Source organism: Variovorax gossypii (genome assembly GCF_003965815.1).
GTDB classification, from domain to species: domain Bacteria; phylum Pseudomonadota; class Gammaproteobacteria; order Burkholderiales; family Burkholderiaceae_C; genus Variovorax; species Variovorax gossypii.
The window spans coordinates 989,966-1,011,173 of the sequence record NZ_RXOE01000002.1 but is presented as its reverse complement, the minus strand read 5'-3'; the positions used below and the strand labels follow the sequence as shown (position 1 = coordinate 1,011,173).

24 protein-coding genes are annotated in these 21,208 nt (G+C 66.4%); 8 read left to right on the top strand and 16 right to left on the bottom strand.

The window, feature by feature from the left end:
• Nucleotides 1-5: 5 nt before the first annotated feature.
• Entirely contained in the window at nucleotides 6-353 is a 348-nt protein-coding gene (locus EJP69_RS12385) for a DUF1161 domain-containing protein (RefSeq protein ID WP_126470359.1), read from the top strand.
• Between the two features lie 46 nt (nucleotides 354-399).
• Here EJP69_RS12385 and EJP69_RS12380 read toward each other — a convergent pair whose 3' ends face one another.
• The gene (locus tag EJP69_RS12380) at nucleotides 400-1,278 is read right to left on the bottom strand and encodes an alpha/beta hydrolase (RefSeq protein ID WP_126470357.1); all 879 of its coding nucleotides are present in this window, start codon (nucleotides 1,276-1,278) and stop codon (nucleotides 400-402) included.
• Nucleotides 1,279-1,374: 96 nt separating this feature from the next.
• Between EJP69_RS12380 and EJP69_RS12375 the strand changes: the two genes are divergently transcribed.
• The gene (locus EJP69_RS12375) at nucleotides 1,375-1,821 is read left to right on the top strand and encodes a hypothetical protein (protein WP_126470355.1); all 447 of its coding nucleotides are present in this window, start codon (nucleotides 1,375-1,377) and stop codon (nucleotides 1,819-1,821) included.
• Here EJP69_RS12375 and EJP69_RS12370 read toward each other — a convergent pair.
• Nucleotides 1,811-2,353 (bottom strand): nucleoside 2-deoxyribosyltransferase, encoded by a 543-nt coding sequence (locus tag EJP69_RS12370; protein ID WP_126470353.1) that lies wholly within the window; start codon nucleotides 2,351-2,353, stop codon nucleotides 1,811-1,813. The genes EJP69_RS12375 and EJP69_RS12370 overlap by 11 nt on opposite strands.
• Before the next feature lie 201 nt (nucleotides 2,354-2,554).
• Between EJP69_RS12370 and EJP69_RS12365 the strand changes: the two genes are divergently transcribed.
• Both EJP69_RS12365 and EJP69_RS12360 read left to right on the top strand, forming a co-directional pair.
• Nucleotides 2,555-2,908 (top strand): Atu4866 domain-containing protein, encoded by a 354-nt coding sequence (locus EJP69_RS12365; RefSeq protein ID WP_240652126.1) that lies wholly within the window; start codon nucleotides 2,555-2,557, stop codon nucleotides 2,906-2,908.
• A 163-nt stretch (nucleotides 2,909-3,071) separates the two neighbouring features.
• On the top strand, nucleotides 3,072-3,833 hold the full coding sequence (locus EJP69_RS12360; RefSeq protein WP_126470351.1) for an SDR family oxidoreductase: 762 nt from the start codon (nucleotides 3,072-3,074) through the stop codon (nucleotides 3,831-3,833).
• Here the strand turns inward: EJP69_RS12360 and cynS are convergent.
• The 7 genes from cynS to EJP69_RS12325 form a co-directional block, all read right to left on the bottom strand.
• Nucleotides 3,827-4,270 (bottom strand): cyanase, encoded by a 444-nt coding sequence (gene cynS / locus EJP69_RS12355; protein ID WP_093205239.1) that lies wholly within the window; start codon nucleotides 4,268-4,270, stop codon nucleotides 3,827-3,829. The genes EJP69_RS12360 and cynS overlap by 7 nt on opposite strands.
• Nucleotides 4,271-4,320: 50 nt before the next feature.
• Nucleotides 4,321-5,160, bottom strand: a complete 840-nt coding sequence (locus tag EJP69_RS12350) for an ABC transporter ATP-binding protein (protein ID WP_126470349.1) — start codon at nucleotides 5,158-5,160, stop codon at nucleotides 4,321-4,323.
• A gap of 31 nt (nucleotides 5,161-5,191) precedes the next feature.
• Nucleotides 5,192-6,061, bottom strand: coding sequence for a nitrate ABC transporter permease (gene ntrB, locus EJP69_RS12345; protein WP_126470347.1), 870 nt, complete (start codon nucleotides 6,059-6,061; stop codon nucleotides 5,192-5,194).
• Between the two features lie 3 nt (nucleotides 6,062-6,064).
• The gene (locus tag EJP69_RS12340) at nucleotides 6,065-7,348 is read right to left on the bottom strand and encodes a CmpA/NrtA family ABC transporter substrate-binding protein (protein WP_420824217.1); all 1,284 of its coding nucleotides are present in this window, start codon (nucleotides 7,346-7,348) and stop codon (nucleotides 6,065-6,067) included.
• A 227-nt stretch (nucleotides 7,349-7,575) separates the two neighbouring features.
• Nucleotides 7,576-8,244, bottom strand: a complete 669-nt coding sequence (locus EJP69_RS12335) for a response regulator transcription factor (protein WP_093205249.1) — start codon at nucleotides 8,242-8,244, stop codon at nucleotides 7,576-7,578.
• 1 nt (nucleotide 8,245) lies between these two features.
• Entirely contained in the window at nucleotides 8,246-9,433 is a 1,188-nt protein-coding gene (locus EJP69_RS12330; RefSeq protein ID WP_126470343.1) for a sensor histidine kinase, read from the bottom strand.
• A 160-nt stretch (nucleotides 9,434-9,593) separates the two neighbouring features.
• On the bottom strand, nucleotides 9,594-10,016 hold the full coding sequence (locus EJP69_RS12325; RefSeq protein ID WP_093305761.1) for a nuclear transport factor 2 family protein: 423 nt from the start codon (nucleotides 10,014-10,016) through the stop codon (nucleotides 9,594-9,596).
• Between the two features lie 86 nt (nucleotides 10,017-10,102).
• Between EJP69_RS12325 and EJP69_RS12320 the strand changes: the two genes are divergently transcribed.
• Nucleotides 10,103-10,729 (top strand): TetR/AcrR family transcriptional regulator, encoded by a 627-nt coding sequence (locus EJP69_RS12320; protein WP_126470341.1) that lies wholly within the window; start codon nucleotides 10,103-10,105, stop codon nucleotides 10,727-10,729.
• On the opposite strand, the gene EJP69_RS12315 is transcribed toward EJP69_RS12320, so the two are convergent.
• Entirely contained in the window at nucleotides 10,707-12,368 is a 1,662-nt protein-coding gene (locus EJP69_RS12315; protein WP_093205258.1) for an L-lactate permease, read from the bottom strand. The genes EJP69_RS12320 and EJP69_RS12315 overlap by 23 nt on opposite strands.
• A 118-nt stretch (nucleotides 12,369-12,486) precedes the next feature.
• Here EJP69_RS12315 and EJP69_RS12310 point away from each other — a divergent pair, with 118 nt between their 5' ends.
• From EJP69_RS12310 to EJP69_RS12300, 3 genes are all read left to right on the top strand, one after another.
• Nucleotides 12,487-13,371 (top strand): LysR substrate-binding domain-containing protein, encoded by an 885-nt coding sequence (locus tag EJP69_RS12310; protein WP_093305765.1) that lies wholly within the window; start codon nucleotides 12,487-12,489, stop codon nucleotides 13,369-13,371.
• A 151-nt stretch (nucleotides 13,372-13,522) separates the two neighbouring features.
• Nucleotides 13,523-14,680, top strand: a complete 1,158-nt coding sequence (locus EJP69_RS12305; protein ID WP_093205263.1) for an alpha-hydroxy acid oxidase — start codon at nucleotides 13,523-13,525, stop codon at nucleotides 14,678-14,680.
• A 132-nt stretch (nucleotides 14,681-14,812) separates the two neighbouring features.
• The gene (locus EJP69_RS12300) at nucleotides 14,813-16,150 is read left to right on the top strand and encodes an MFS family transporter (protein WP_126470339.1); all 1,338 of its coding nucleotides are present in this window, start codon (nucleotides 14,813-14,815) and stop codon (nucleotides 16,148-16,150) included.
• Nucleotides 16,151-16,185: 35 nt separating this feature from the next.
• Here the strand turns inward: EJP69_RS12300 and EJP69_RS12295 are convergent, their stop codons facing one another.
• From EJP69_RS12295 to EJP69_RS12270, 6 genes are all read right to left on the bottom strand, one after another.
• Nucleotides 16,186-16,626 carry a helix-turn-helix domain-containing protein gene (locus tag EJP69_RS12295; RefSeq protein ID WP_093205269.1) on the bottom strand — a complete coding sequence of 147 codons (441 nt, stop codon included), beginning with the start codon at nucleotides 16,624-16,626 and terminating at the stop codon, nucleotides 16,186-16,188.
• A 72-nt stretch (nucleotides 16,627-16,698) separates the two neighbouring features.
• Complete coding sequence (locus tag EJP69_RS12290; protein WP_126470337.1) at nucleotides 16,699-17,028, bottom strand: L-rhamnose mutarotase; 330 nt, start codon at nucleotides 17,026-17,028, stop codon at nucleotides 16,699-16,701.
• A 29-nt stretch (nucleotides 17,029-17,057) separates the two neighbouring features.
• Nucleotides 17,058-17,834 carry an SDR family oxidoreductase gene (locus tag EJP69_RS12285; protein ID WP_126470335.1) on the bottom strand — a complete coding sequence of 259 codons (777 nt, stop codon included), beginning with the start codon at nucleotides 17,832-17,834 and terminating at the stop codon, nucleotides 17,058-17,060.
• A 26-nt stretch (nucleotides 17,835-17,860) separates the two neighbouring features.
• Nucleotides 17,861-19,138 carry an L-fuconate dehydratase gene (locus EJP69_RS12280; protein WP_126470333.1) on the bottom strand — a complete coding sequence of 426 codons (1,278 nt, stop codon included), beginning with the start codon at nucleotides 19,136-19,138 and terminating at the stop codon, nucleotides 17,861-17,863.
• Between the two features lie 26 nt (nucleotides 19,139-19,164).
• Entirely contained in the window at nucleotides 19,165-20,121 is a 957-nt protein-coding gene (locus EJP69_RS12275; RefSeq protein WP_126470331.1) for an ABC transporter substrate-binding protein, read from the bottom strand.
• Nucleotides 20,122-20,168: 47 nt separating this feature from the next.
• Entirely contained in the window at nucleotides 20,169-21,206 is a 1,038-nt protein-coding gene (locus EJP69_RS12270; RefSeq protein ID WP_093305773.1) for an ABC transporter permease, read from the bottom strand.
• Nucleotides 21,207-21,208 lie beyond the last annotated feature (2 nt).

Genomic DNA, 21,208 nt, shown 5'->3' with positions numbered 1-21,208 from the left:
CAGTCATGAAGCGCTCCTGGCTCGCGATGCTTCCCGCCGTGCTGGCCCTGGCCGGCGCGGCGGGTACCGCGCATGCGGCCGCCGAGGACTGCGAGGCCCTGCGCACCCGCATCGAATCGAAGATCGCCGCGAGCGGCGTGGCGCGCTTCACCGTCACCGTCGTCGATGCCAACGCATCGGCGAACGGCCAGGTGGTGGGCAGCTGCGAGCTCGGCACGAAGAAAGTCGTTTATCTGAAGGACGCGGGGGCCGCAACGGCCCCCGCCGCCGCTCCTCCTGCCCCGGGCGAGCCCATGCTCACCGAGTGCAAGGACGGCACCGTGTCCATGGGCGGCGACTGCAGGAAGCAGTAAGCAGCAGTCGGGCGCCCGCCGCGCCGCTCCGGGCTTTTCGGCCCTTTCAGCCCTTCCCCACCACCCGTGCGATCCACGCGAGCAGCACCGCCTCGACCTCGTCGCGGTTGGTTTCGTTCAGCGTCTCATGGCGCGCACCGCCGAACACGTGGCACGACACGTCGCGCAGCCCCGCCTCGCGGTAGCGCTGCACCAGCGGATAGAACCATTCGGCCTTGTTGCTCACCGGGTCCTCGTCGCCGATGAACAGATAAAGAGGCAGTTCGGGCCGGATGCTCTTGCGCATCGCATCGGGCGTGAGATCGGCCAGCTTCGCGAACATCGAACCCAGCCCCTCGGCCGAGACCGTGAACCCGCACAGCGGATCGGCGATGTACGCATCGACCTGCGCCGGATCGCGGCTGAGCCAGTCGAAGGGCGTACGAACATCGGGCAGCGCGGCGTTCATGTCTTCCAGCTTGAAGCCGGACTGCAATGCGGCCCCCAGCAGATCGAGCGCCGAGGTGCCCGAGAGCACCGCCCCCGCAAGCAGCGCGCTGTGCTCGACGAGGTAGTACTGCGTTGCGAAGGAGCCCATGCTGTGACCCAGGAGGATCAGCGGCAGGCCCGGGTGCACGCCGCGCACGTGATGGCTCAGCAGCGCCATGTCGTCCACCAGCCCGGAGAACGCGCGCGGGCCGAACTCGCCCAGTTCGCCGCGCGCGGCCGCGCCCTTGCCATGGCCGCGATGCTCGTTCGCATAGACCGCGTACCCGGCACGCACCAGCGATTCGGCCAGGTGCCGGTAGCGCAGCGAATGCTCGCCCATGCCGTGCGCAAGCTGGATGACCGCGCGCGGCTTCGTCACCGTGCCCAGCCAGCGATGGACCTCCACCGTGACGCCGTCGTTGGCGGTCAGTTCGAAGTGGGTCTCGGTGGTTGGCATGCGGTGCTCCGGTGAAAATGGGCTGCCATCCTAGGACGCGCCGATTGCGCCCGGCATCAGGGCTTTCCAGCCTCTCTTCTTTCGCTGCAGGACTTCATGCTGAAAAAGCTCAACACGATCCTCTTCATCGCAGAACTCGTGTTCATCGGCGCACCTATTACCCTGCTCGCCATGTTCGGTGCGGTCCTGACTGTCCCTGGCGTTCCCGGCGCCAACACCGACTACTTGTCGATCAAGCAACTCGCAATGCTGACGGCTTTCGTCGGCCTGTATGGCTTCTGGGGAATGTCCATCGCCTTCGCGCATGGCGGCGTCGAACGCGTCCGTCGCACGTCCTGGGGCGTTCGCATTGCCGCAGCCGTCGGCGTACTGATGTCGCTCTCGTCCGTGCTCTATGGCCGCTCGCCGCAGGCCGATGCCTTCTTCGCAATTGCCTTCTCCGGAACTCCACTGCTCATCCCGCTTGCGCACATTCTTGTCTGCATCGTCACGGACAAGGCGATGAGGGAACGGCGGGAACAGCGCGACGCCGTCACCGGGTAGCAGCAAGCACCTCCGCCATCTTCTTCAACGCCGCTTCCGGCGTAGGCTCGATGCAGATCGAACAGGCCAGCATCAGGTTCAGCTGCTGGCCGAAGTCCTCGACGGCGATGCCGGTGCCGCGCTCGCGCAGCACGCCGTTCGCATCGACCTCGCACGGCAGCGCGGCACGCACGCGCCCGGCGTAGCTGCCTTCGGGCACGCCATACGCCACAACCGGAATACCAAGCGCAATCGCAGCACCGACCTCGAACACCGTGCCGGAGTCGGGCTCCATGCCCCTGAAGCTGGCGAGATTGGCGACGACGCCGTCCGCGCCGCGAAGGCGCCGCATGTTGGCTTCGTAGATCTGCTTCTCCGGCGCGTCGGAGGTCTGCTCTTCGTTGCCGTCGGCCGGCAGCAGGGCCGCGAGGCCGGCGGCATCGCAGGCGGCCGTCAGCCTGACGAAGTGCTCCCTTGCGTCGGGGCGAAAGACGTCCGGGCCCGCGAGGTAGATGCGCGGGCGGGTCGTGTTCCCGGGAGGCTTGTTGTCCATCGACGGAGCATCGGCGATTTCCGGCTCCTGCTCAATCCTTGCGACATGGTGCAAAGCGACTTACCGATGGATGCATCGGCCCCTGGCTCCAACGAACCGGTCTTCGGGGAATCAGGCAAGAAACTCGCACGAAGCGACTAACGCTCCGGTCGCGCCTTTTTTTTCAAGAATGGACGCTCCATTCACGAACCAAGGCGCACCATGAACACCGCGCGTCGCACCGGCGCACTCACCGTGCTCTCGCTGTCCCTCGCCATGGCATCGGGCCCTTCGCAGGCCCAGCCGCAGCGTCCCAGGTTGCTCGAAGACCCGAATCGCTTCGTGGGCGTATGGGTGACACAAGACGGTCACATCCGCCACGAACTGCTGCCTAATGGCCGCTACGACGAAGCGCGCGGCACGCGCCTCAGCGCCTATCAGGGGCGCTACATGCTCAGCGGCAACCACATCGACTACGTCGACGACACCGGCTTCACGGCCGACGGCGAATTCCGCGACGGCGTGCTGTATCACGCGGGCATGGTGCTCTACCGCGAAAGCACTACGCAACGCTGAGCGCCGGATGCGGCCGGCCGCGTGTTTTGCAGGATCAGGCAAAAACCGCGTTCGATTCGTCTACCGCTTCGGGCTTGCGAAAAAGCACACTTCTCTACATGCCCGGCTCACGCTCATTTCAGTGTGCGCCCCACGGCAGCCAGACCAGCACGAGGAGTTCTCCATGACCACAATCCAGGAAAAAGTCGTACTCATCACCGGCGCGAGCAGCGGCATCGGCGAAGCGACCGCCAGGCTGCTTGCGCGGCGCGGCGCCAAGGTGGTGCTCGGGGCGCGCCGTACGGACAGGCTCGCTGCACTTGCGGCCGAGATCGAGGCCACGGGCGGCACGGCGAGCTTCCAGCGGCTCGACGTGACGCACCGGCCCGACGTGGAAGCCTTTGCCGAATTCGCGCTCGAGACGCACGAGCAGATCGACGTGCTCGTCAACGCCGCCGGCGTGATGCCGATGTCGCCGCTGTGGAACCGCAAGATCGAGGAGTGGGAACTCACGATCGACGTGAACCTGCGCGGCGTGCTGCTCGGCATCGCGGCGGTGCTGCCGACGATGCAGGAGCAGGGCTGGGGCCACATCGTGAACGTGGCGCCGGTAGCCATGCATGGCTTGTCGCCGGGCTCGGCGGTGTACCACGGCACGCAGTACGCGGTGAACGCGATCTCCGAAGGCCTGCGGCAGGAACATGCCGGCCGGCTGCACGTGACGGTGGTGAGCCCCGACGTGCACGGCCCCATCGATCCGCTGGCCGAGCGCATCGCGGCCAGCTACGCACGTGAACGCATGCGCACCAACCGTCGCATCGCGGTGTCGGTGGATGCGGTGGCGCGCTCGATCGCGGGGGCCATCGAGGGCTACGGCATCACGGCCGGTGCGATGCGCCCGCCTGCCAGGCAGCAGAGGCCGCGACCGGCCGAATACGCTCAGTAGGTCTTGTACGGCAGGAACTTGCCCGACAGCACCACGTTGACGCGGTCGCCCTTCGGGTCGGCCTCGCGCTGGATGTCCATGCTGAAGTCGATGGCGCTCATGATGCCGTCGCCGAATTCTTCATGGATCAGCTCCTTGATGGTGGTGCCGTACACGCTCACCACCTCGTACCAGCGGTAGATGAGCGGATCGGTGGGCACCGGCGTGGGCAGCGAGCCCTTGTAGGGCACCACCTTCAGCCACTTCTGCTCCTCGACAGTGAGGCCGAAGATCTTGCCGACGATCTTCGCCTGCCTGTCGTCGAGCGTCATCTGGCCGAGGCAGGCGGCGGTGGTCCATTCCTTCGAAAGGCCGACCTTCTTCGCTACGTCGGCCCACTGGATGCCCTTGCTCACCTTGACGGTGATGATCTTCTCGGTGACGTCGTTGCGGTTCATGCGGGTTTTCTCCTGATTGAAATGAAGGATGAAGAGGGGTGAAGGCGAGGTCACGCAGCCTTCGCGCGCGTGACGAGGAAGTCGACGATGTGGTTGCGCAGCGCGTAGTAGCCGTCGAGGTGGTGCAGCGACGCGCGCGTGCGCTCGCGCGGCAGCGGGTTGACCACCGTCTCTACGATGTTCCCCGCTCGGTAACCGCCCTGCGGCAGGTCGGCACCGTTGCTCATCAGCAGGATGCGGTCGGCCAGCAGGATGGCCTCGTCCACGTCGTGCGTGATCATGAAGACGGTCTGCTGCGTCTGCCGCACGATGGCCATCAGCTCGTCCTGGATGGTGCCGCGCGTGAGCGCGTCGAGCGCCCCGAAGGGCTCGTCGAGCAGCAGCATCTTGGGGCTGATGGCGAAGGCGCGCGCAATGCCCACACGCTGCTTCATGCCGCCCGAGAGCTGCGAGGGCTTCTTGTCGATGGCTGCCTGCAAGCCGACCATGGCGACGAAGCGCTCCACCTGTGCATCGACCTGCGCGGCCGACCACTCGGGCCAGCGCGAGACCACGGCGAAGGCGATGTTCCTGCGCACGGTGAGCCACGGCATGAGCGCGTGGCTCTGGAACACCACGCCGCGCTCCAGACTGGGGCCGGCCACCTCGCGCCCGTCCATGAAGACGTGGCCCGCGCTGGCCTGGTCGAGGCCCGCCAGGACGTTGAGGATGGTGGTCTTGCCGCAGCCCGAGTGGCCGATGATGCAGACGAACTCGCCGCGGTCGAGCGTGAACGACACGTCGGCGAACACGGGCCGCGCGGGCACGAAGGCCTTGGCCAGCCCCTCGACGCGCAGGAAGCCGCGGGCGCCTGGCGCCTCCACGGCCGCGGAAACGACAGGCTGGGTCATGGCTTCACCTCGGGCCGGAAGACCGGCGCGCTCACTCCACATAGGTCACCTTCCGCTGCAGCCCCGCGAAGGCCTGGTCGAGCAGCATGCCCACGACGCCGATCAGCAGGATCGCGAAGATCACGTTGGTGAGCGACAGGTTGTTCCACTCGTTCCACACGAAGTAGCCGATGCCCGTGCCGCCCACCAGCATCTCGGCCGCCACGATGACCAGCCACGCGATGCTCATGCTGATGCGCATGCCGGTGAGGATGGTGGGCGCCGCCGCCGGCAGGATGACGCGGAACGCGCGGCGCAGCGGCTTCACCTCGAGCGTGCTGGCCACGTTGAGCCACTCGCGCTTGACCGAGGCCACGCCGAAGGCGGTGTTCAGCAGCATCGGCCACACCGAGCAGATGAAGATCACGAAGATGCCGCTGACCGACGAGTCCTTGATGGTGTAGAGCGCCAGCGGCATCCACGCCAGCGGAGAGATCGGCTTGAGCACCTGGATAAAAGGATCAAAGGCCTTGTGCAGCAGCGGCGACATGCCGATGACGAAGCCCAGCGGCACCGCCACGGCGCACGCCAGCGCGAAGCCCAGGCCCACGCGCGCCAGCGAATATGCCAGCTGGATGGCGATGCCCTTGTCGTTGGGCCCGTTGTCGTAGAACGGATTCGACAGGTGCTTCCACGCGGTGGCGGCCATCTCGGCGGGCGTGGGAAAGCCGGAGCTCTTCACCTGGCCCTGCGTCGGGTCCTTGCCGAGCATCTTCTGGTATTCGATCTGCTCTGCGGTCATGCCCGTTGCAGCAGCTGTACCACCAGCCGGCGCGGTCGCGATCTGCCATACGCCCACCAGCAGCAGGAACATCAGCAGCGACACCAGCGCCGCCTTGAACGAAAGAGCCTTCTTCGGCATGGCTCAGGCCGTCTTCGCGATGGCGAAGCTCTTGACGTAGTCGTCGGGCTTCGCGGGGTCGAACACCTTGCCCATGATGGTGAACTTGGGGTACGCGCCATCGGGCACGGCCTGGCCCAGGTCCTTCATGCGCTTCTTCGCATCAGTGAGCAGGAAGACCTTCTCGGCGATCTGCCTGTAGTTGATGTCGCCTTTCACGTAGCCCCAGCGCTTCATCTGCGTGAGCATCCACACGGCCATCGACTGCCACGGAATCGGGTCGAAGTCGGCGCGGTCGGGCACGGTGCGGATGTTGCCCAGCCCGTCGGCGAACTTGCCGGTGAGCACCTGCGTGAGCACGGTCTCGGGCTGGTTCAGGTACTGCGCGGGCGCGATCACCTTGGCGATGAGCTCGCGGTTCTTCGGATCGCGCGCCATGGCCGACGCGGTGAGCACCGAGCGCACGAGCGCGGCGAAGGTGTTGGGGTTCTTCTCGATGAACTCGGTCGAAGTGCCGAAGGCGCAGCAGGGATGGCCGTTCCACAGCTCCCGGGTGAGCAGGTGGATGAAGCCGATCTCCTCGAACACCGCGCGCTGGTTGAACGGGTCGGGGCCGAGGTAGCCGTCGATGTTGCCGGCACGCAGGTTGGCCACCATCTCCGGCGGCGGCACCACGCGGATCTGGATGTCGGTGTCGGGGTTCAGGCCCGCTTCCGCCACGTAGTAGCGCAGCAGGAAGTTGTGCATGCTGTATTCGAAGGGCACGGCGAACTTCAGGCCCTTCCAGGTCTTGGGGTCGCGCCTGTCCTTGTGCTTGTTGGCCAGCGTGATGGCCTGCCCGTTGGTGTTCTGGATGGTCGCGACGTTCATGGGCACCGCGTTGGAACCCGCGCCCATCGAGATGGCCAGCGGCATCGGCGACAGGAAGTGCGTGGCGTCGTACTCCTTGTTGAGCATCTTGTCGCGAATGAGCGCCCAGCCCGCCGTCTTCACCACCTCCACATCGAGGCCCTGCTTCTGATAGAAGCCCAGCGGATGCGCCATGATGAGCGGCGTGGCGCAGGTGATGGGAATGAAGCCGATCTTCAGCTTCGTCTTCTCCAGCGGCGCCTTCTCCTGTGCCATGGCCTGCAGCGCGCCGAGCGGAAACACCGAGGCGATGGCGGCGCGTGCGGTATTGGCACCCACGGCGCGCAGGAAGCCGCGCCGCACGCTGTCGACGGGGAACAGCGCCTTCATGAGGCTGGCTTCGAGCTTGTCTTCTGGCAACACACCGGCGCCGTGCACGCGCCCGCAGGCGCAGCGCATGTTCAATGGCCGGTCGGCATCGTAGGGATCGCAGGCGGTCGGTTCGTGCGGGCTGGACATGGTGTGCACCTCGTTGGAAAGATGCAGCCGCCGTTGCAAGCGCCGGGCCGGAAAGGCTCTGCAGGAGCCCTTGCGGAGCTTGCGGCTTCAGATCGTGCCGCCGATGTCGAGGCCTTGTAGGGCTGGCACTACAAGCTGGTGCACGCCAGCGGTGTCTTCGGCCTTTTTCAGCCGTTCGCGCCCTGCTTGCCGTGGCGTTCGGCATACAGGGCCAGCTCCACGTCGTTCTTGGTGCCGGTCTTCTCGAGGATGCGCGCGCGGTATGTGCTCACGGTATTGGGCGCCAGGCCCAGCTGCGCACCGATTTCGCTCACGCTGTGCCCCGCGCTGAGCAGCCGGTACACCTGATGCTCGCGATGCGAGAGCATCTCGGCGCCCTGCCCGGCGCCCCGGCCCACGGCGGTAGCCAGCGCCTCGGCCGTGGCCGCCGACACGTAGAGCCCGCCGGCCGCGACCTTGCGCACCGCGCCGACCATGTCGTCGGCATCGGCGCTCTTGTTGAGATAGCCCGAGGCGCCCAGCTTGATGCAGCGCACCGCGTACTGCTTCTCCGGATAAGTGCTGAGCATCAGCACCGGGAGCGTGGGCCACTGCTTGCGCAGCGCCTGCAGCACGTCGAGGCCGTCGCGGCCGGGCAAGGCTATGTCGAGCAGCACCACGTCGAGGCCCTCGGGGCCGCCCAGCGCCTGCACGGCCTCCAGCACCTCGGGGCCGGTCTGCGCCTCGGCACGCACGGCCATCGCGGGCAGGCCGTTGGAGAGGTCGCCCAGCATCTGCTTCAGGCCCTCGCGCACGATGCGGTGATCGTCGCCGATGAGTACGCGGATGTCGCTCATCTCAGGCCTCCACGGCCAGCGGCAAGTGCAGGCGGAAGGTGCTCCCCTCGCCCACGCGGCTCTCGATGTCGATGCGCCCGCCGAAGTGCCGCGCTCGTTCGCGCATGCCGAGCACGCCGTAGGAGGTGGCGGCCTCGAAGGCCTGCGCCGGCGCACCGACACCGTCGTCTCGCACACTGATGCTCAGCCGCCCCTGCTCGGCACCGATGCGGATGTCGAGACTGCTCGCCTTCGCATGGCGCCCGACATTGCTCAGCATCTCCTGGAAGATGCGGAACACCGCGATGGCCGCGGGCTCGGGCAGCTCCACGCCGGGCGGCACGTCGAAGCGCCAGTCCAGTTCCAGCTCGGCCGCCTGCACGAACTCGTGTGCCTGCCATTCGAGCGCGGCCCACAGGCCCTGATGGTCGAGGATGCTGGGGCGCAGGTCGGTGATGATGCGACCCACGTTGTCCACCGCGCGTTCGATGAGCTGGCTCATGTTCGTGCACTTGCAGCGCATCTGCTCGCGCATGGCCTGCGCCGCGTCGGGCGTGCGTTCCTGCTGCTCGCCCAGGCGCTTGCCGATCCAGTTGACGTCCATCTTCAGCGCCACCAGCAGGCTGCCGAGCTCGTCGTGCACTTCGCGCGCGATGCGGGTGCGCTCGTCCTCGCGCACCTTGTCGAGCCATGCGGAAAGCTCGCGCAACTGCGCCAGCGCGTCGCTGAGCTCGCGGGTGCGCTCCTGCACACGCTGGCCGAGCTCGTCCTTGGCCTGCTGCAGCGCCTCGGCCTGGCGGCGGCGTTCGGTGATGTCGACGAAGGTGATGACGGCGCCGCGCACCTGCGTGCCGTCCATGATGGGGTGGCTCGAATACTCGACCGCGAAGGCGCTGCCGTCGCGGCGCCAGAACACCTCGGTGTCGATGCGGCAAGGCAGCCCGCGCCGGAAGGCGTTGAAGATGGGACAGTCGGTGTCGGCGTAGTGCGAGCCGTCGGGGTGCGAATGGTGCGTGAGCTCGTGCATGTTGGAGCCGAGCACGTCGCGCACCTCATGGCCCAGCATCTGCGCGCCGGCCCGGTTGATGAACATGCAATGACCGTCGAGGTCGATGCCGAAGATGCCCTCGCCCGTCGACTCCAGCAGCAGGCCGAGCTGGTGCTGCCAGAGCGGGTGGCTGGCGGCGGGGTTCAGTACGGGCGTCTCCATGCACCAAAAGCAAGCAACAGCCGTGCCCGGGGGCTTGCTCCCTCTCCCCCCGGGGAGAGGGTTGGGGTGAGGGTGCGTCGGCGGCGGATAGAGCGCGACGATATCGAGGCTGCTCCCTCACCCTAGCCCTCTCCCCAGGGGGAGAGGGAACAACGCGGGGTCAACGAGCCCAGTGGAACTTTCGGTCCGATTCCTTGATGGGCTGGTCGTTGATGCTCGCGAAGCGCCGTTGCATCAGGCCGTTCTCCGCGAACTCCCAGTTCTCGTTGCCATGGCTGCGATACCACTGGCCGGCATCGTCGTGCCATTCGTACTCGAAGCGCACCGCGATGCGGTTGTCCATGAAGGCCCAGAGCTGCTTCTTCAACCGGTAGTCGAGCTCGCGCACCCACTTGCGCGACAGGAACTCGACCACTTGCTCGCGGCCGTTGACGAACTCGGCGCGATTGCGCCATTCGGTGTCGGGCGTGTAGGCCAGGCTCACGCGCACGGGGTCGCGCGAGTTCCAGGCGTCTTCGGCGGCCTGGACTTTCTTGGTGGCGGATTCAAGGGTGAAGGGCGGCAGCGGCGGGCGTGATTCCATGGCGGTTCTTTCGATTGATGTTGAAGGGGAATGCGCCGCAATGTGCCACATGTAGACAGACCTGTCTACATGCCTACAATCGCGCCATGGGCATCTCCTCCATCTCCGAACTGCCTGCGCGCGAACGCATCCTCCGCACCGCGCACGACCTCTTCTACGCCGACGGCATCCGCGCGACCGGCATCGACCGCGTCATCGCAACGTCGGGCGTCACCAAGGTCACCTTCTATCGGCACTTCCCGTCGAAGGACGACCTGGTGCGCGCTTTCCTCGACCACCGCCACGGCCTGTGGATGGCGTGGTTCGTCGATGCCCTCGGCCGGCTCGGCGCGCAGCAGCGCATCGGCGGCGGTCAGGCGCTCGAGGTGCTGGCCGATGCCATGGCCGAGTGGTTCGCCGACCCGGCCTTTCGCGGCTGCGCCTTCATCAACTCGGTGGTCGAGGTAGGCGGCAGCGTGGGCGGTGCGAGCGACATCTCGCGCGAACACAAGCGCGAGATGGTCGAAGTGATTGCCGGGCTGCTGCCCGAATCGATGGAGGGCTCGCGCCGCATGGCCGTTGCGCAGGCCGCCGCGCTGGGCGTCGACGGCGCCATCGTCAAGGCGCAGATGGGCGGCACCGAGCTTGCGCGCGAAGCGGTCGACGACCTGCGCCGGCTGCTTCAGGCGCTGGCGGCCACGCTGCCCGACATCACTTCACGACCATCAGCGTGAACGGCCACACATAGGCCTGCAGCGTCACGTACAGGCCCACGAGGCAGGCCAGCGCGATGGAGTGGAAGAACACGTAGCGCAGGATCTCGCCCTCGTGGTTGAACCAGCGCGTGGCGGTGGAGGCGACCACGATCGACTGCGCGTCGATCATCTTGCCCATCACGCCGCCCGAGCTGTTGGCCGCGCCCATCAGGTTCGGGCTCAGGCCGAGCTGGTCGGCCGCCACTTTCTGCATGCCGCCGAAGAGCACGTTCGATGCCGTGTCTGAGCCGGTGAGCGCCACGCCCAGCCAGCCCATCAGCGTACCGAAGAAGGGATAGAGCACGCCGGTGTTGGCGAAGGCCAGGCCCAGCGTGGTGTCCAGCCCCGAATAGCGCGTGAGCGTGCCCAGTGCGAGCATCAGCACGATGGTGAGCAGCGAGAACTTCACCAGCCACAACGTGCGGCCGTAGGCGGCCACGAGCTGGATCGGGTTGTACTTCATCACCAGCCCGCCCACGATGGCCGACGCCAGGATGCCGGTGCCCGTGGCGGAGAGCAGCAGCAGCTGGTAGACCGCGCCCTCCTTCGTGGGCTTGGGCACCACGGGCGCCACCTTCTCGACCATGTTGTGCAGCCCGTCGATAGGGAAGCTCGGCGCGAAGATGCCGTTGAGCCAGGTCTTCACCGCGGGCAGGCCCCAGATGAACACGAACACGGTGAGGATGAGCCACGGGGTCCATGCGCGGATCACGGCGGCGGTCGAGTGCTTCGTGGGCGCGACGGCCGCCGCGGCTTCTCCGCCGTCGGCCTCGTGCCCCTTGAGTGACACCGATGTCCAGACCTTCTTCGGCTTCCACACGCGCAGGAACGCGATCAGGCAGGCCATCGACACGATGGCCGCGATGATGTCCACCAGCTCTGGCCCGATGTAGTTCGACACCAGGAACTGCGGGATCGCGAAGGACACGCCCGTCACCAGGATGGCCGGCCACACCTCCATCATTCCCTTGCGCCCCGCGAAGGCCCAGATGAGCCAGAACGGCACCAGCAGAGAGAAGAACGGCAGCTGCCGCCCGATCATCGCGGTGACCGCCATCAAGTCGTAGCCGTGCACCTTGGCCAGCGTGATGACCGGCGTGCCCAGCGCGCCGAAGGCCACCGGCGCGGTGTTGGCGATGAGCGATAGCCCCGAGGCCGCGAGCGGCGAGAAGCCCAGCCCGATGAGGATGGCCGCCGTAACGGCCACCGGCGTGCCGAAGCCCGCCGCGCCCTCGAAGAAGGCGCCGAAGGCGAACGCGATGAGCAGCAGCTGCAGGCGCCTGTCTTCCGTGATGCCGGCGATGGAGTCCTGCAGTATCTGGAAGCTGCCGTTCTGCTGCGTGAGCTGCTGCAGGAAGATGATGTTCAGCACGATCCAGCCGATGGGCAGCAGGCCGGTGATGCCGCCCAGGAACGCTGCCTTGCCCGCCATGTCGGCCGGCATGCCGAACGCGAACACCGCGATGACCACCGCGCTCAGCAGGCCCAGCCCCGCCGCGTAGTGCGCCTTGACGTGCAGCAGCCCCAGACACACCAGCATCACCACCACCGGTATCGCGGCCAGCGCCGTCGATACGATCATGTTGCCGAACGGGTTGTAAACCTGTTGCCAGACCATGCGCTTGCTCCTCTTTGTTGGAATCTTTTTGAGTCGGCAGCAAGAGGGGGAAAGGTTCCGCCGCGAGCGACCGAAAGCGTTCGCTACCATCCTACCCCGCTACCTCCCCCGACAAAAGATGGTTTCTCCGCGTCTCCCCTCGACACAGGGCCTGCAGGCCTTCGAGGCCGTCGCGCGGCTGCGCAGCGTGAACCTCGCCGCCGAAGAGCTCAGCGTGACGCCCAGCGCGGTGAGCCACCGCATCCGCCAGCTCGAGCTGCTGCTGGGGCTCAAGTTCTTCGTGGGCAACGACTTCAGCCTCAGCGCCGACGGCACGGCCTACCTTGCGCGCGTGCGCGAGGCCATCGCCGCGCTGCAGCGGGTGCCCGGCCGCGAGCCCGAATCGCAGCTGCGGCGGCTGCGCGTGGCCGTCACGCCGACCTTCTCGCGGCAGATGCTGCTGCCGAGGCTGGCCCGCTTTCGCGACGCATACCCGAACATCGAGCTGGTGCTGCAGGTGACCACGCCGATGCGCAACACCACGGTGGAAGAAACCGACCTCGAACTGCGCTTCGGCACCGGCCCCTTCCACGACCGCGAGTTCTTCCAGCTGCTGGCCGACGAGGTCTCGCCGGTGTGCAGCCCCGCCTACCTCGAGCGCCACGGCCCCTTCGACGGCTTCGCCACCGACGCCGAGGTGTCGCGCGCGCAGCTGCTGCGCACGCCGCTGGAATCGTGGCGCACCTGGTTCAAGGCCTGCGGCGTGGGCCTGCCCGAGCCGGCCACGGGGCACCAGTTCAACGACCTCGGGCTGGCGCTCGATGCCGCGGCCGAGGACTTCGGCGTGGTGCTGATGCACCTGCGCCTGGGCAGCGCCTGGCTGGACAACGGGCGGCTGGTGCGGCTGTCGGCCCGCAGCGTGCCCTCGCCCAACGCCTACTTCCTGTGCTGGCGGCCCGGCACCATGGAGCGCTGGGAATGCGCGACCTTCGCCGAGTGGCTGCGCGACACGCTGCGGGACTGAAGCCCGACGCCCGGTGCCTGACGCTTGAAAAGGCCCATCTGAATTCTTTTCAATCGCGGGCCCGTCATTTTTCAGATGGCGCGCCGCGGCGCCTGCAGATAATGGCCGGTTAGCTTCCGCCGATCCACAAGAACCTGCCAGGAGACAGCCCGTGTCCGACCTTTCCAAGATCACCAACATCGAAGACCTGCGGGTGATCGCCAAGCGGCGCGTGCCGAAGATGTTTTACGACTACGCCGACTCCGGCGCGTGGACCGAGGGCACCTACCGCGCCAACGAGAGCGACTTCCAGAAGATCAAGCTGCGCCAGCGCGTGGCCGTGAACATGGAAGGCCGATCGCTGCGCACCACCATGGTCGGCCAGGAAACCGCGATGCCCGTGGCCATCGCGCCCACCGGACTCACCGGCATGCAGCACGCCGACGGCGAGATCCTCGGCGCGCGCGCGGCCAAGGCCTTCGGCATTCCGTTCACGCTGTCGACCATGAGCATCTGCTCGCTGGAAGACATCGCCGAGAACACCGACCGCCATCCGTTCTGGTTCCAGCTCTACGTGATGAAGGACCGCGACTTCATCGAGCGCCTGATCGAGCGCGCCAAGGCCGCCAACGTGACCGCGCTGCAGCTCACGCTCGACCTGCAGATCCTCGGCCAGCGCCACAAGGACATCAAGAACGGCCTGACGGCGCCGCCCAAGCCCACGCTGAAGAACCTCATCAACCTCGCCACCAAGCCGCGCTGGTGCATGGGCATGCTGGGCACGAAGCGCCGCACCTTCGGCAACATCGCGGGCCACGCCAAGGGCGTGAAAGACCTGTCGTCGCTGTCGTCGTGGACCTCCGAGCAGTTCGACCCCGCCCTGAGCTGGGCCGACGTGGAATGGATCAAGAAGCTCTGGGGTGGCAAGCTCATCCTCAAGGGCGTGATGGACGTGGAAGATGCGCGCCTCGCGGCTTCGAGCGGCGCCGACGCGCTCATCGTGTCGAACCACGGCGGCCGCCAGCTCGACGGCGCGCCTTCGTCCATCGCGGCACTGCCGGCTATCGTCGACGCGGTGGGCAACGAGATCGAGGTGTGGATGGACGGCGGCATTCGCAGCGGGCAGGACGTGCTCAAGGCCCGAGCGCTGGGCGCCCGCGGCACGCTCATCGGCCGCAGCTTCCTCTACGGCCTGGGCGCCTTCGGGCAGGAGGGCGTGACGCGCGCGCTGCAGATCATCCAGAAGGAACTCGACATCACGATGGCCTTCTGCGGCCGCACGCGCATCGACGACGTCGATTCGAGCATCCTGCTGCCCGGTACTTTCTGATCGTGCCCGAGCGCCCCCGGAAGGCCATTCCGGGGGTAGGCCGATGCGGCATCGGCCGACACGCCACAGCCTCTTGGCGGCGCAGAATGTTTTGGAAACAACAACATTGCCCGCGCGGCACAAGAAGGCACCATGAGCGCAGTCACGCCTACCTCGCGAGGCCCAGCAGCGGCCTCTACCTCATCACCCCCGCACTACACAGCCGAAGAAAAGCGCCACCGCGTCTTCGCTATCATGGCGGCCTCTTCGGGCAACCTGGTCGAGTGGTTCGACTTCTACGTGTATGCCTTCTCGGCGCTGTACTTCGCGCCGGCCTTCTTCCCCAAGTCCGATCCCACCGCGCAGCTGCTGAACACCGCGGGCGTGTTCGCGGCGGGCTTCCTCATGCGGCCCATCGGCGGCTGGCTCTTCGGCCGGCTGGCCGACCGGCTCGGGCGCAAGACCTCGATGCTGATCTCGGTGACGATGATGTGCGGCGGCTCGCTGGTCATCGCCTGCCTGCCGACCTACGCGCAGATCGGCGCATGGGCGCCCTTCCTGCTGCTGGTCTGCCGGCTGTTCCAGGGGCTCTCGGTGGGCGGCGAATACGGCACCACGGCCACCTACATGAGCGAGGTGGCGCTGCGCGGCCAGCGCGGCTTCTTCTCGTCGTTCCAGTACGTCACGCTGATCGGCGGCCAGCTGCTCGCCGTGCTCGTCATCGTGGTGCTCGAACAGCTGCTGGACGAGGCCGAACTCAAGTCGTGGGGCTGGCGCATTCCCTTCGTGATCGGTGCCATCGCGGCGGTGGTCGCGCTGCTGCTGCGCCGCACGCTGCACGAGACGCAGACCGACGAGGCGAAGAAGAACAAGGAAGCCGGCAGCATCGCCGGCCTCTTCAGGCACCACACGCCGGCCTTCCTCACGGTGCTGGGATACACGGCAGGCGGCTCGCTGATCTTCTACACATTCACCACCTACATGCAGAAGTACCTGGTGAACACGGTGCACCTGCCGATCAAGACGGCGAGCTACGTGATGACGGGGGCGCTGTTCGTCTACATGTGCATGCAGCCGGTGTTCGGTGCTCTGTCGGACCGCATCGGGCGGCGCAACAACATGCTGCTGTTCGGCGGGCTCGGCGCGCTGACGACGGTGCCCGTCCTCACGGCCCTGCAGCACACGACGAGCCCCGTGCTGGCCTTCGTGCTCATCATCGCGGCGCTGGCCGTGGTGAGCTTCTACACATCGATCAGCGGCATCGTGAAGGCGGAGATGTTCCCGCCCGAAGTGCGTGCGCTCGGCGTGGGCCTGGCCTATGCGGTGGCGAACGCGATCTTCGGCGGCTCGGCGGAATACGTGGCGCTGGGACTCAAGTCACTGGGACATGAGTCGGCCTTCTTCTGGTATGTGAGCGCGATGATGGTCGTCGCCTTCCTGGTGAGCCTGCGGCTGCCGAGGCAGGCGAGCTACCTGCATCACGACCACTGACCCGGAAGAGGAAGGAACGACCGAGCGAAGGATGGCTACTCGGCCCCCAGCCGCTCGGCCACCTGCTGCTTGCCCAGTCCGCGCACGGCAGCGAGGCTTTCGAGCTGCGCAGCCCTGGGGCGTGCCTTGCCCTGTTCCCAGTGATAGATCGTCTGGCCCGATACGCCCACCAGCTTTCCGTAGGAAGCGGCGGAAATACCCAGCTTCTCGCGATGGGCAGCCAACCGGCCCGCGCTGAAACGGCGCTTGGGGCTGTCGTCTCCGTCCTCTTCCGACGCGCTCGCGCGCGAACTGCGGGCCGTGCCCTTGGCGACGTTGCGCAGCTCCTTCTCCAGCGAACTCACCTGGCGGCGCAGCGCCGCGATGGCCGCGCGATGGTGAACGGATGCCTTCTTGAGGGTTTCCATTTCCGCGCGCACTTCCTTGCGGGCAACGCGCGAAATCTCGGATTTAAGAATGGATGCAATATTTGGCATCCCGGCATTTTGCCCAGCAAATGTAAATACAAGGCAAGAATCTCAAATTTGGATCAAAGATGAATCTTTTGATTACAACTGGAAGATCCGCGTCATTTCGACCCACTTTTCCCCTTCGGGCGTCCATGGCGTGGGCGCCTGGAATTTCCACATCTGCTCTTCCCATTGCCTGATCTTCGGATCGTCGCGCGTGGCAAGGGCCATCGCACCGGCGTCGTAGCGCGCATCGTCCGTTTCCATCAGCATCACCATCCGCGTCCCGAGGCGATGGATTTCCATGCCGGTCACGCCGTGCGCTTTCAGATGCGCGCGCACCTCGGGCCAGATATCGCGGTGATAAGCCTCGTATTCGGCGATGAGGGCCGGGTCGTCCTTCAAATCCAGAGCCAGGAAATGGCGCATGGGCAATTCCGATCGGAAAGTGGAAAGGGTCAGGTCAGCGCCCGGTCGAGATGCGTATAGCCGCCGTCGACGAACACCCATTGCCCGGTCGTGTGCGAGGCGCGCTCCGACAGGAGGAACACGACGCTGTCGGCGATCTCCTCGGGCGTCGTCATGCGGCGCCCGAGCGGGATCTTGTCGGTGATGTCGGCCAGCTTGCGGTCGGGCTCGTCGAATGCGGAAATCCAGCGCTGGTAGAGCGGCGTCATCACTTCGGCCGGGATCACCGCGTTCACGCGAACGCCGTCTTCAAGCAGCGAAGCGGCCCACTCGCGCGTGAGCGACAACTGCGCGCCCTTGGCCGCCGTGTAGCCGCTGGTGTTGCCCTGCCCCGTTACCGCCGTCTTCGACGAGATGTTCACGATGGCGCCGCGGCTCGCCTTCAGGTGCGGCAGGCAGTGATGTGCCATCACGTAGCAGTGGATCAGGTTGCGTTCGAGCGAGGAGACGAAGGCATCGCGCCCCGCCTCCAGCCCCACGCTGTCGTTCACGCCCGCGTTGTTGACCAGCCCGTCGATGCGCCCGAACTCGGCGGCAGTCTCTGCGATGGCCTTGACGCAAGCGGCCTCCTCCATCAGCTCGAGCTGGAAGAAGCGCGTGCGCGGCTGCAGCGTGCGCAACGCTTCCTCGAAAGGCGCCTCGAGCGGGTTCTTGCCGAAGATCACCGGCACCGCGCCCTCGCGCGCCAGCGCCATCGAGATGGCCGCGCCGATGCCGCTGCCGCCTCCGGTGACGATCACCACCTTGTCTTTCAGATGCAGGTCCATGGTGTGCGATGCCTTTCCTTGTCCACTTATCCGCGAAAGCGGTACTGCTCCAGCGACTGCGGCTTCATCGTGATAGAGAAGCCCGGCCCCTTCGGCGGCATGTAGGCCGCGTTGCGAATCTCGCAGGGTTCGACGAAGTGCTCGTGCAGGTGGTCGACATATTCGGCCACGCGGCCCTCGCGCGTGCCCGAGATGCAGAGGTAGTCGATCATCGACAGGTGCTGCACGTACTCGCACAGCCCCACGCCGCCGGCATGAGGGCACACGGGCAGCCTGTACTTCGCGGCCATCAGCATCACCGCCAGGATCTCGTTCACGCCGCCGAGCCGGCAGGCGTCGATCTGCACCACGTCGATGCCGCCGCGCATGATGAACTGCTTGAACATGATGCGGTTCTGGCACATCTCGCCCGTGGCCACCTTCACCGGCGAAATGCCCTCGCGGATCTTGCGGTGGCCTTCCACGTCGTCGGGGCTGGTGGGCTCCTCGATGAACCACGGCCTGGCAAAGGCGAGCTGCCGCACCCAGTCGATGGCCTGTCCCACCTCCCAGACCTGGTTGGCGTCGATCATCAGGTGCCGCTCGGGCCCGAGCACCTCGCGCGCCACGGTCAGGCGGCGGATGTCGTCCTGCAGGTCGCGCCCCACCTTGAGCTTGATGTGGCTGAAGCCCGCGTCGATCGCCTCCTGCGCGAGGCGCCGCAGCTTGTCGTCGGAGTAGCCGAGCCAGCCCGCCGAGGTGGTGTAGCAGGGGTAGCCCCCGGCCTTCAGCGTGGCGATGCGCTCTTCCTTGCCGCGCGATGCTTCGCGCAGCAGAGCCAGCGCCTCGTCGGGCGCGATGCAGTCGGTGATGTAGCGGAAGTCGATGCAGCGCACCAGTTCCTCGGGCGACATGTCGGCCACGAGCTGCCACACGGGCTTGCCTTCGGACTTGGCCCACAGGTCCCACATCGCGTTGACCACCGCGCCGGTCGCGAGATGGATCGCCCCCTTGTCGGGGCCGATCCAGCGCAGCTGGCTGTCGGAAGTCACGTGCCGCCAGAAGCGCCCCATGTCCTCGGCCACCCATGCCAGGTCGAGCCCCACGACCAGGTGCCGCATCGCCTCGATGGCCGCGCAGCAGATCTCGTTACCGCGGCCGATGGTGAACGTGAGGCCATGGCCTTCCAGCCCCGGCCGGTCGGTCTCGAGAACGACGTACGCCGCCGAGTAGTCCGGATCGGGGTTCATCGCATCGGAGCCGTCCAGATGCTGCGAGGTGGGAAAGCGCACGTCGAGCACGCGCATGGAGCGGACGATGGTCATGGGGTCTCTCTTCGTTCGCCTGCGGATCAGTCGTACAGCACCGCGGCGATCTTCGGGTCGGCGATGTTGGTCTTGTCGTACCAGAAGAAGCCGGTGTCGACGATCTTCGGCAGCTTCTCGCCCTTGACGGCCTTCACCGCCATCTCGACGGTCTTGTAGCCCATGCCCACCGGGTTCTGCGTGATGGCGCCGGCCATGCTGCCGTCCATGATCGCGTTCTTCTGCTGCTTGCCCGAGTCGTAGCCGATGATCACGACCTTGCCGGTGCGCTTCATCTCCTTCACGCCGTTGACCACGCCGATGGCCGAACCCTCGTTGGCGCCGAAGATGCCCTTGAGGTTGGGCGAGGCCTGCAGTATCGACTTGGTGATCTCGGTCGACTTCAGCTGGTCGCCGCCGCCGTACTGCACGCTCACGATCTTGATGTTCGGGTAGGCCGACTTCATGCGGTTGACGAAGCCGTCGCGCCTGTCGACGCCGGTGCGGCTGGTCTGGTCGTGCACCACCAGCGCGACCTCGCCGCTCTTGCCGATGAGCTCGGCCATCTTGTCGGCGGCCAGCGCGGCTGCGGCCTTGTTGTCGGTGGTGGTCGTGGTCACCGGAATGTCGCTGTCCACGCCCGAGTCGAAGGCCACCACGGGAATCTTTGCGGCCTGCGCCTTCTTCAGCAGCGGAATCGCGGCCTGGCTGTCGAGCGCTGCGAAGCCGATGGCCTGCGGCTTCTTGGCGAGCGCGGCCGAGAGCATGTCGATCTGCTTGTCGACCATGGCCTCGGTCTCGGGGCCCTCGAAGCTCACCTTCACCTTCAGGTCCTTGCCGGCCTGCTCGGCGCCCGACTTCACGGCCTGCCAGAACTGGTGCTGGAAGCCCTTGGACACGAGCGGGATGTAGATCTCCTGCGACTGCTGCGCCTGCGCGAGGCCCGACAGACTGACGAGGGCCGCGCCCAGCGTGCACGCGACGACTGCTCTTCTCTGGATCATGCGAAGTCTCCTGTGGTTGTATGGAACGGATCGGGAACGCGGGGAATTCAGTGCGTCTTGCTGCCGCTGCGGCGGCGCAGGATGTCGGCGTACACGGCCAGGATGATGATCACGCCCGTGACCACTGTCTGCCATTCCTGCGCGACCGAGAGAATGCGCAGGCCGTTGGTGAGCACGCTCATGATGAAGGCGCCGATGATGGTGCCCACGATGGTGCCGGTGCCGCCGCTGAGCGATGTGCCGCCGATGACCACCGCCGCGATCGCGTCGAGCTCGTAGCCCTGCCCCAGTGCGGGCTGTGCCGAGTTCAGGCGCGAGGCGATCAGCAGCCCCGCGATGCCGCAGATGCCGCCGCTCACCGTGTAGACCACGATCTTCCAGAAGTCTGTGTTCACGCCCGACAGGCGTACCGCCTCCTCGTTGCTGCCGAGCGCGAAGGTGTAGCGCCCGAGGATCGTCCGGTTGAGCACGATGCTCGCGGCCACCGCCACCAGGAACAGGATCAGCACCGCGTTGGGAATGGGCAGCGAGGGCACGATGTCGCCGATCAGCGAATCCTGCGAGATGGCGGTGAAGCCCGGCGTGTCGTTGAAGTAGATCGGCTTGGTGCCCGAGATCACCAGCGACAGCCCCTTGAGCAGCATCATCATGCCCAGCGTCGCGATGAAAGGCGGGATCTTGAGCTTGGCGATCAGCAGGCCCGAGACGAAGCCGCTCAACGCCCCGAAGAAGATCGCCGCGCAGATGCCCAGCCACAGCGGCATGCCCATGTAGGTGAGCACCACGCCGGTCATGACAGCGCAGAAGGTCATCAGCGTGCCCACCGAGAGGTCGATGCCCGAGGTGATGATGACGAAGGTGCAGGCGATGGCGAGCACGCCGTTCACCGCCGTCGACTGCAGGATGCCCACGAGGTTGTCGGCCTGCAAAAACTGCGGCGACGCGAAACTGAAGAACACCATCAGCGCGACGAGGCTGGCGAAGGCCAGCAACTTCTGCCGCGTGGCGGGCCGGAAGAGCCTGTCCTTCAGCGTCTTCGGCGAGAAGCTCTGTGCGGTGGCGGTGGTCACGGTCGGGGTCGTCAAGG

Excerpts from the sequence above, each read along its gene's own strand:
- EJP69_RS12385 (WP_126470359.1), top strand. The coding sequence starts at position 6 with ATGAAGCGCTCCTGGCTCGCGATGCTTCCCGCCGTGCTGGCCCTGGCC.
- EJP69_RS12380 (WP_126470357.1), bottom strand. The coding sequence starts at position 1,278 with ATGCCAACCACCGAGACCCACTTCGAACTGACCGCCAACGACGGCGTC.
- EJP69_RS12375 (WP_126470355.1), top strand. The coding sequence starts at position 1,375 with ATGCTGAAAAAGCTCAACACGATCCTCTTCATCGCAGAACTCGTGTTC.
- EJP69_RS12370 (WP_126470353.1), bottom strand. The coding sequence starts at position 2,353 with ATGGACAACAAGCCTCCCGGGAACACGACCCGCCCGCGCATCTACCTC.
- EJP69_RS12365 (WP_240652126.1), top strand. The coding sequence starts at position 2,555 with ATGAACACCGCGCGTCGCACCGGCGCACTCACCGTGCTCTCGCTGTCC.
- EJP69_RS12360 (WP_126470351.1), top strand. The coding sequence starts at position 3,072 with ATGACCACAATCCAGGAAAAAGTCGTACTCATCACCGGCGCGAGCAGC.
- cynS (WP_093205239.1), bottom strand. The coding sequence starts at position 4,270 with ATGAACCGCAACGACGTCACCGAGAAGATCATCACCGTCAAGGTGAGC.
- EJP69_RS12350 (WP_126470349.1), bottom strand. The coding sequence starts at position 5,160 with ATGACCCAGCCTGTCGTTTCCGCGGCCGTGGAGGCGCCAGGCGCCCGC.
- ntrB (WP_126470347.1), bottom strand. The coding sequence starts at position 6,061 with ATGCCGAAGAAGGCTCTTTCGTTCAAGGCGGCGCTGGTGTCGCTGCTG.
- EJP69_RS12340 (WP_420824217.1), bottom strand. The coding sequence starts at position 7,348 with ATGCGCTGCGCCTGCGGGCGCGTGCACGGCGCCGGTGTGTTGCCAGAA.
- EJP69_RS12335 (WP_093205249.1), bottom strand. The coding sequence starts at position 8,244 with ATGAGCGACATCCGCGTACTCATCGGCGACGATCACCGCATCGTGCGC.
- EJP69_RS12330 (WP_126470343.1), bottom strand. The coding sequence starts at position 9,433 with ATGGAGACGCCCGTACTGAACCCCGCCGCCAGCCACCCGCTCTGGCAG.
- EJP69_RS12325 (WP_093305761.1), bottom strand. The coding sequence starts at position 10,016 with ATGGAATCACGCCCGCCGCTGCCGCCCTTCACCCTTGAATCCGCCACC.
- EJP69_RS12320 (WP_126470341.1), top strand. The coding sequence starts at position 10,103 with ATGGGCATCTCCTCCATCTCCGAACTGCCTGCGCGCGAACGCATCCTC.
- EJP69_RS12315 (WP_093205258.1), bottom strand. The coding sequence starts at position 12,368 with ATGGTCTGGCAACAGGTTTACAACCCGTTCGGCAACATGATCGTATCG.
- EJP69_RS12310 (WP_093305765.1), top strand. The coding sequence starts at position 12,487 with ATGGTTTCTCCGCGTCTCCCCTCGACACAGGGCCTGCAGGCCTTCGAG.
- EJP69_RS12300 (WP_126470339.1), top strand. The coding sequence starts at position 14,813 with ATGAGCGCAGTCACGCCTACCTCGCGAGGCCCAGCAGCGGCCTCTACC.
- EJP69_RS12295 (WP_093205269.1), bottom strand. The coding sequence starts at position 16,626 with ATGCCAAATATTGCATCCATTCTTAAATCCGAGATTTCGCGCGTTGCC.
- EJP69_RS12290 (WP_126470337.1), bottom strand. The coding sequence starts at position 17,028 with ATGCGCCATTTCCTGGCTCTGGATTTGAAGGACGACCCGGCCCTCATC.
- EJP69_RS12285 (WP_126470335.1), bottom strand. The coding sequence starts at position 17,834 with ATGGACCTGCATCTGAAAGACAAGGTGGTGATCGTCACCGGAGGCGGC.
- EJP69_RS12280 (WP_126470333.1), bottom strand. The coding sequence starts at position 19,138 with ATGACCATCGTCCGCTCCATGCGCGTGCTCGACGTGCGCTTTCCCACC.
- EJP69_RS12275 (WP_126470331.1), bottom strand. The coding sequence starts at position 20,121 with ATGATCCAGAGAAGAGCAGTCGTCGCGTGCACGCTGGGCGCGGCCCTC.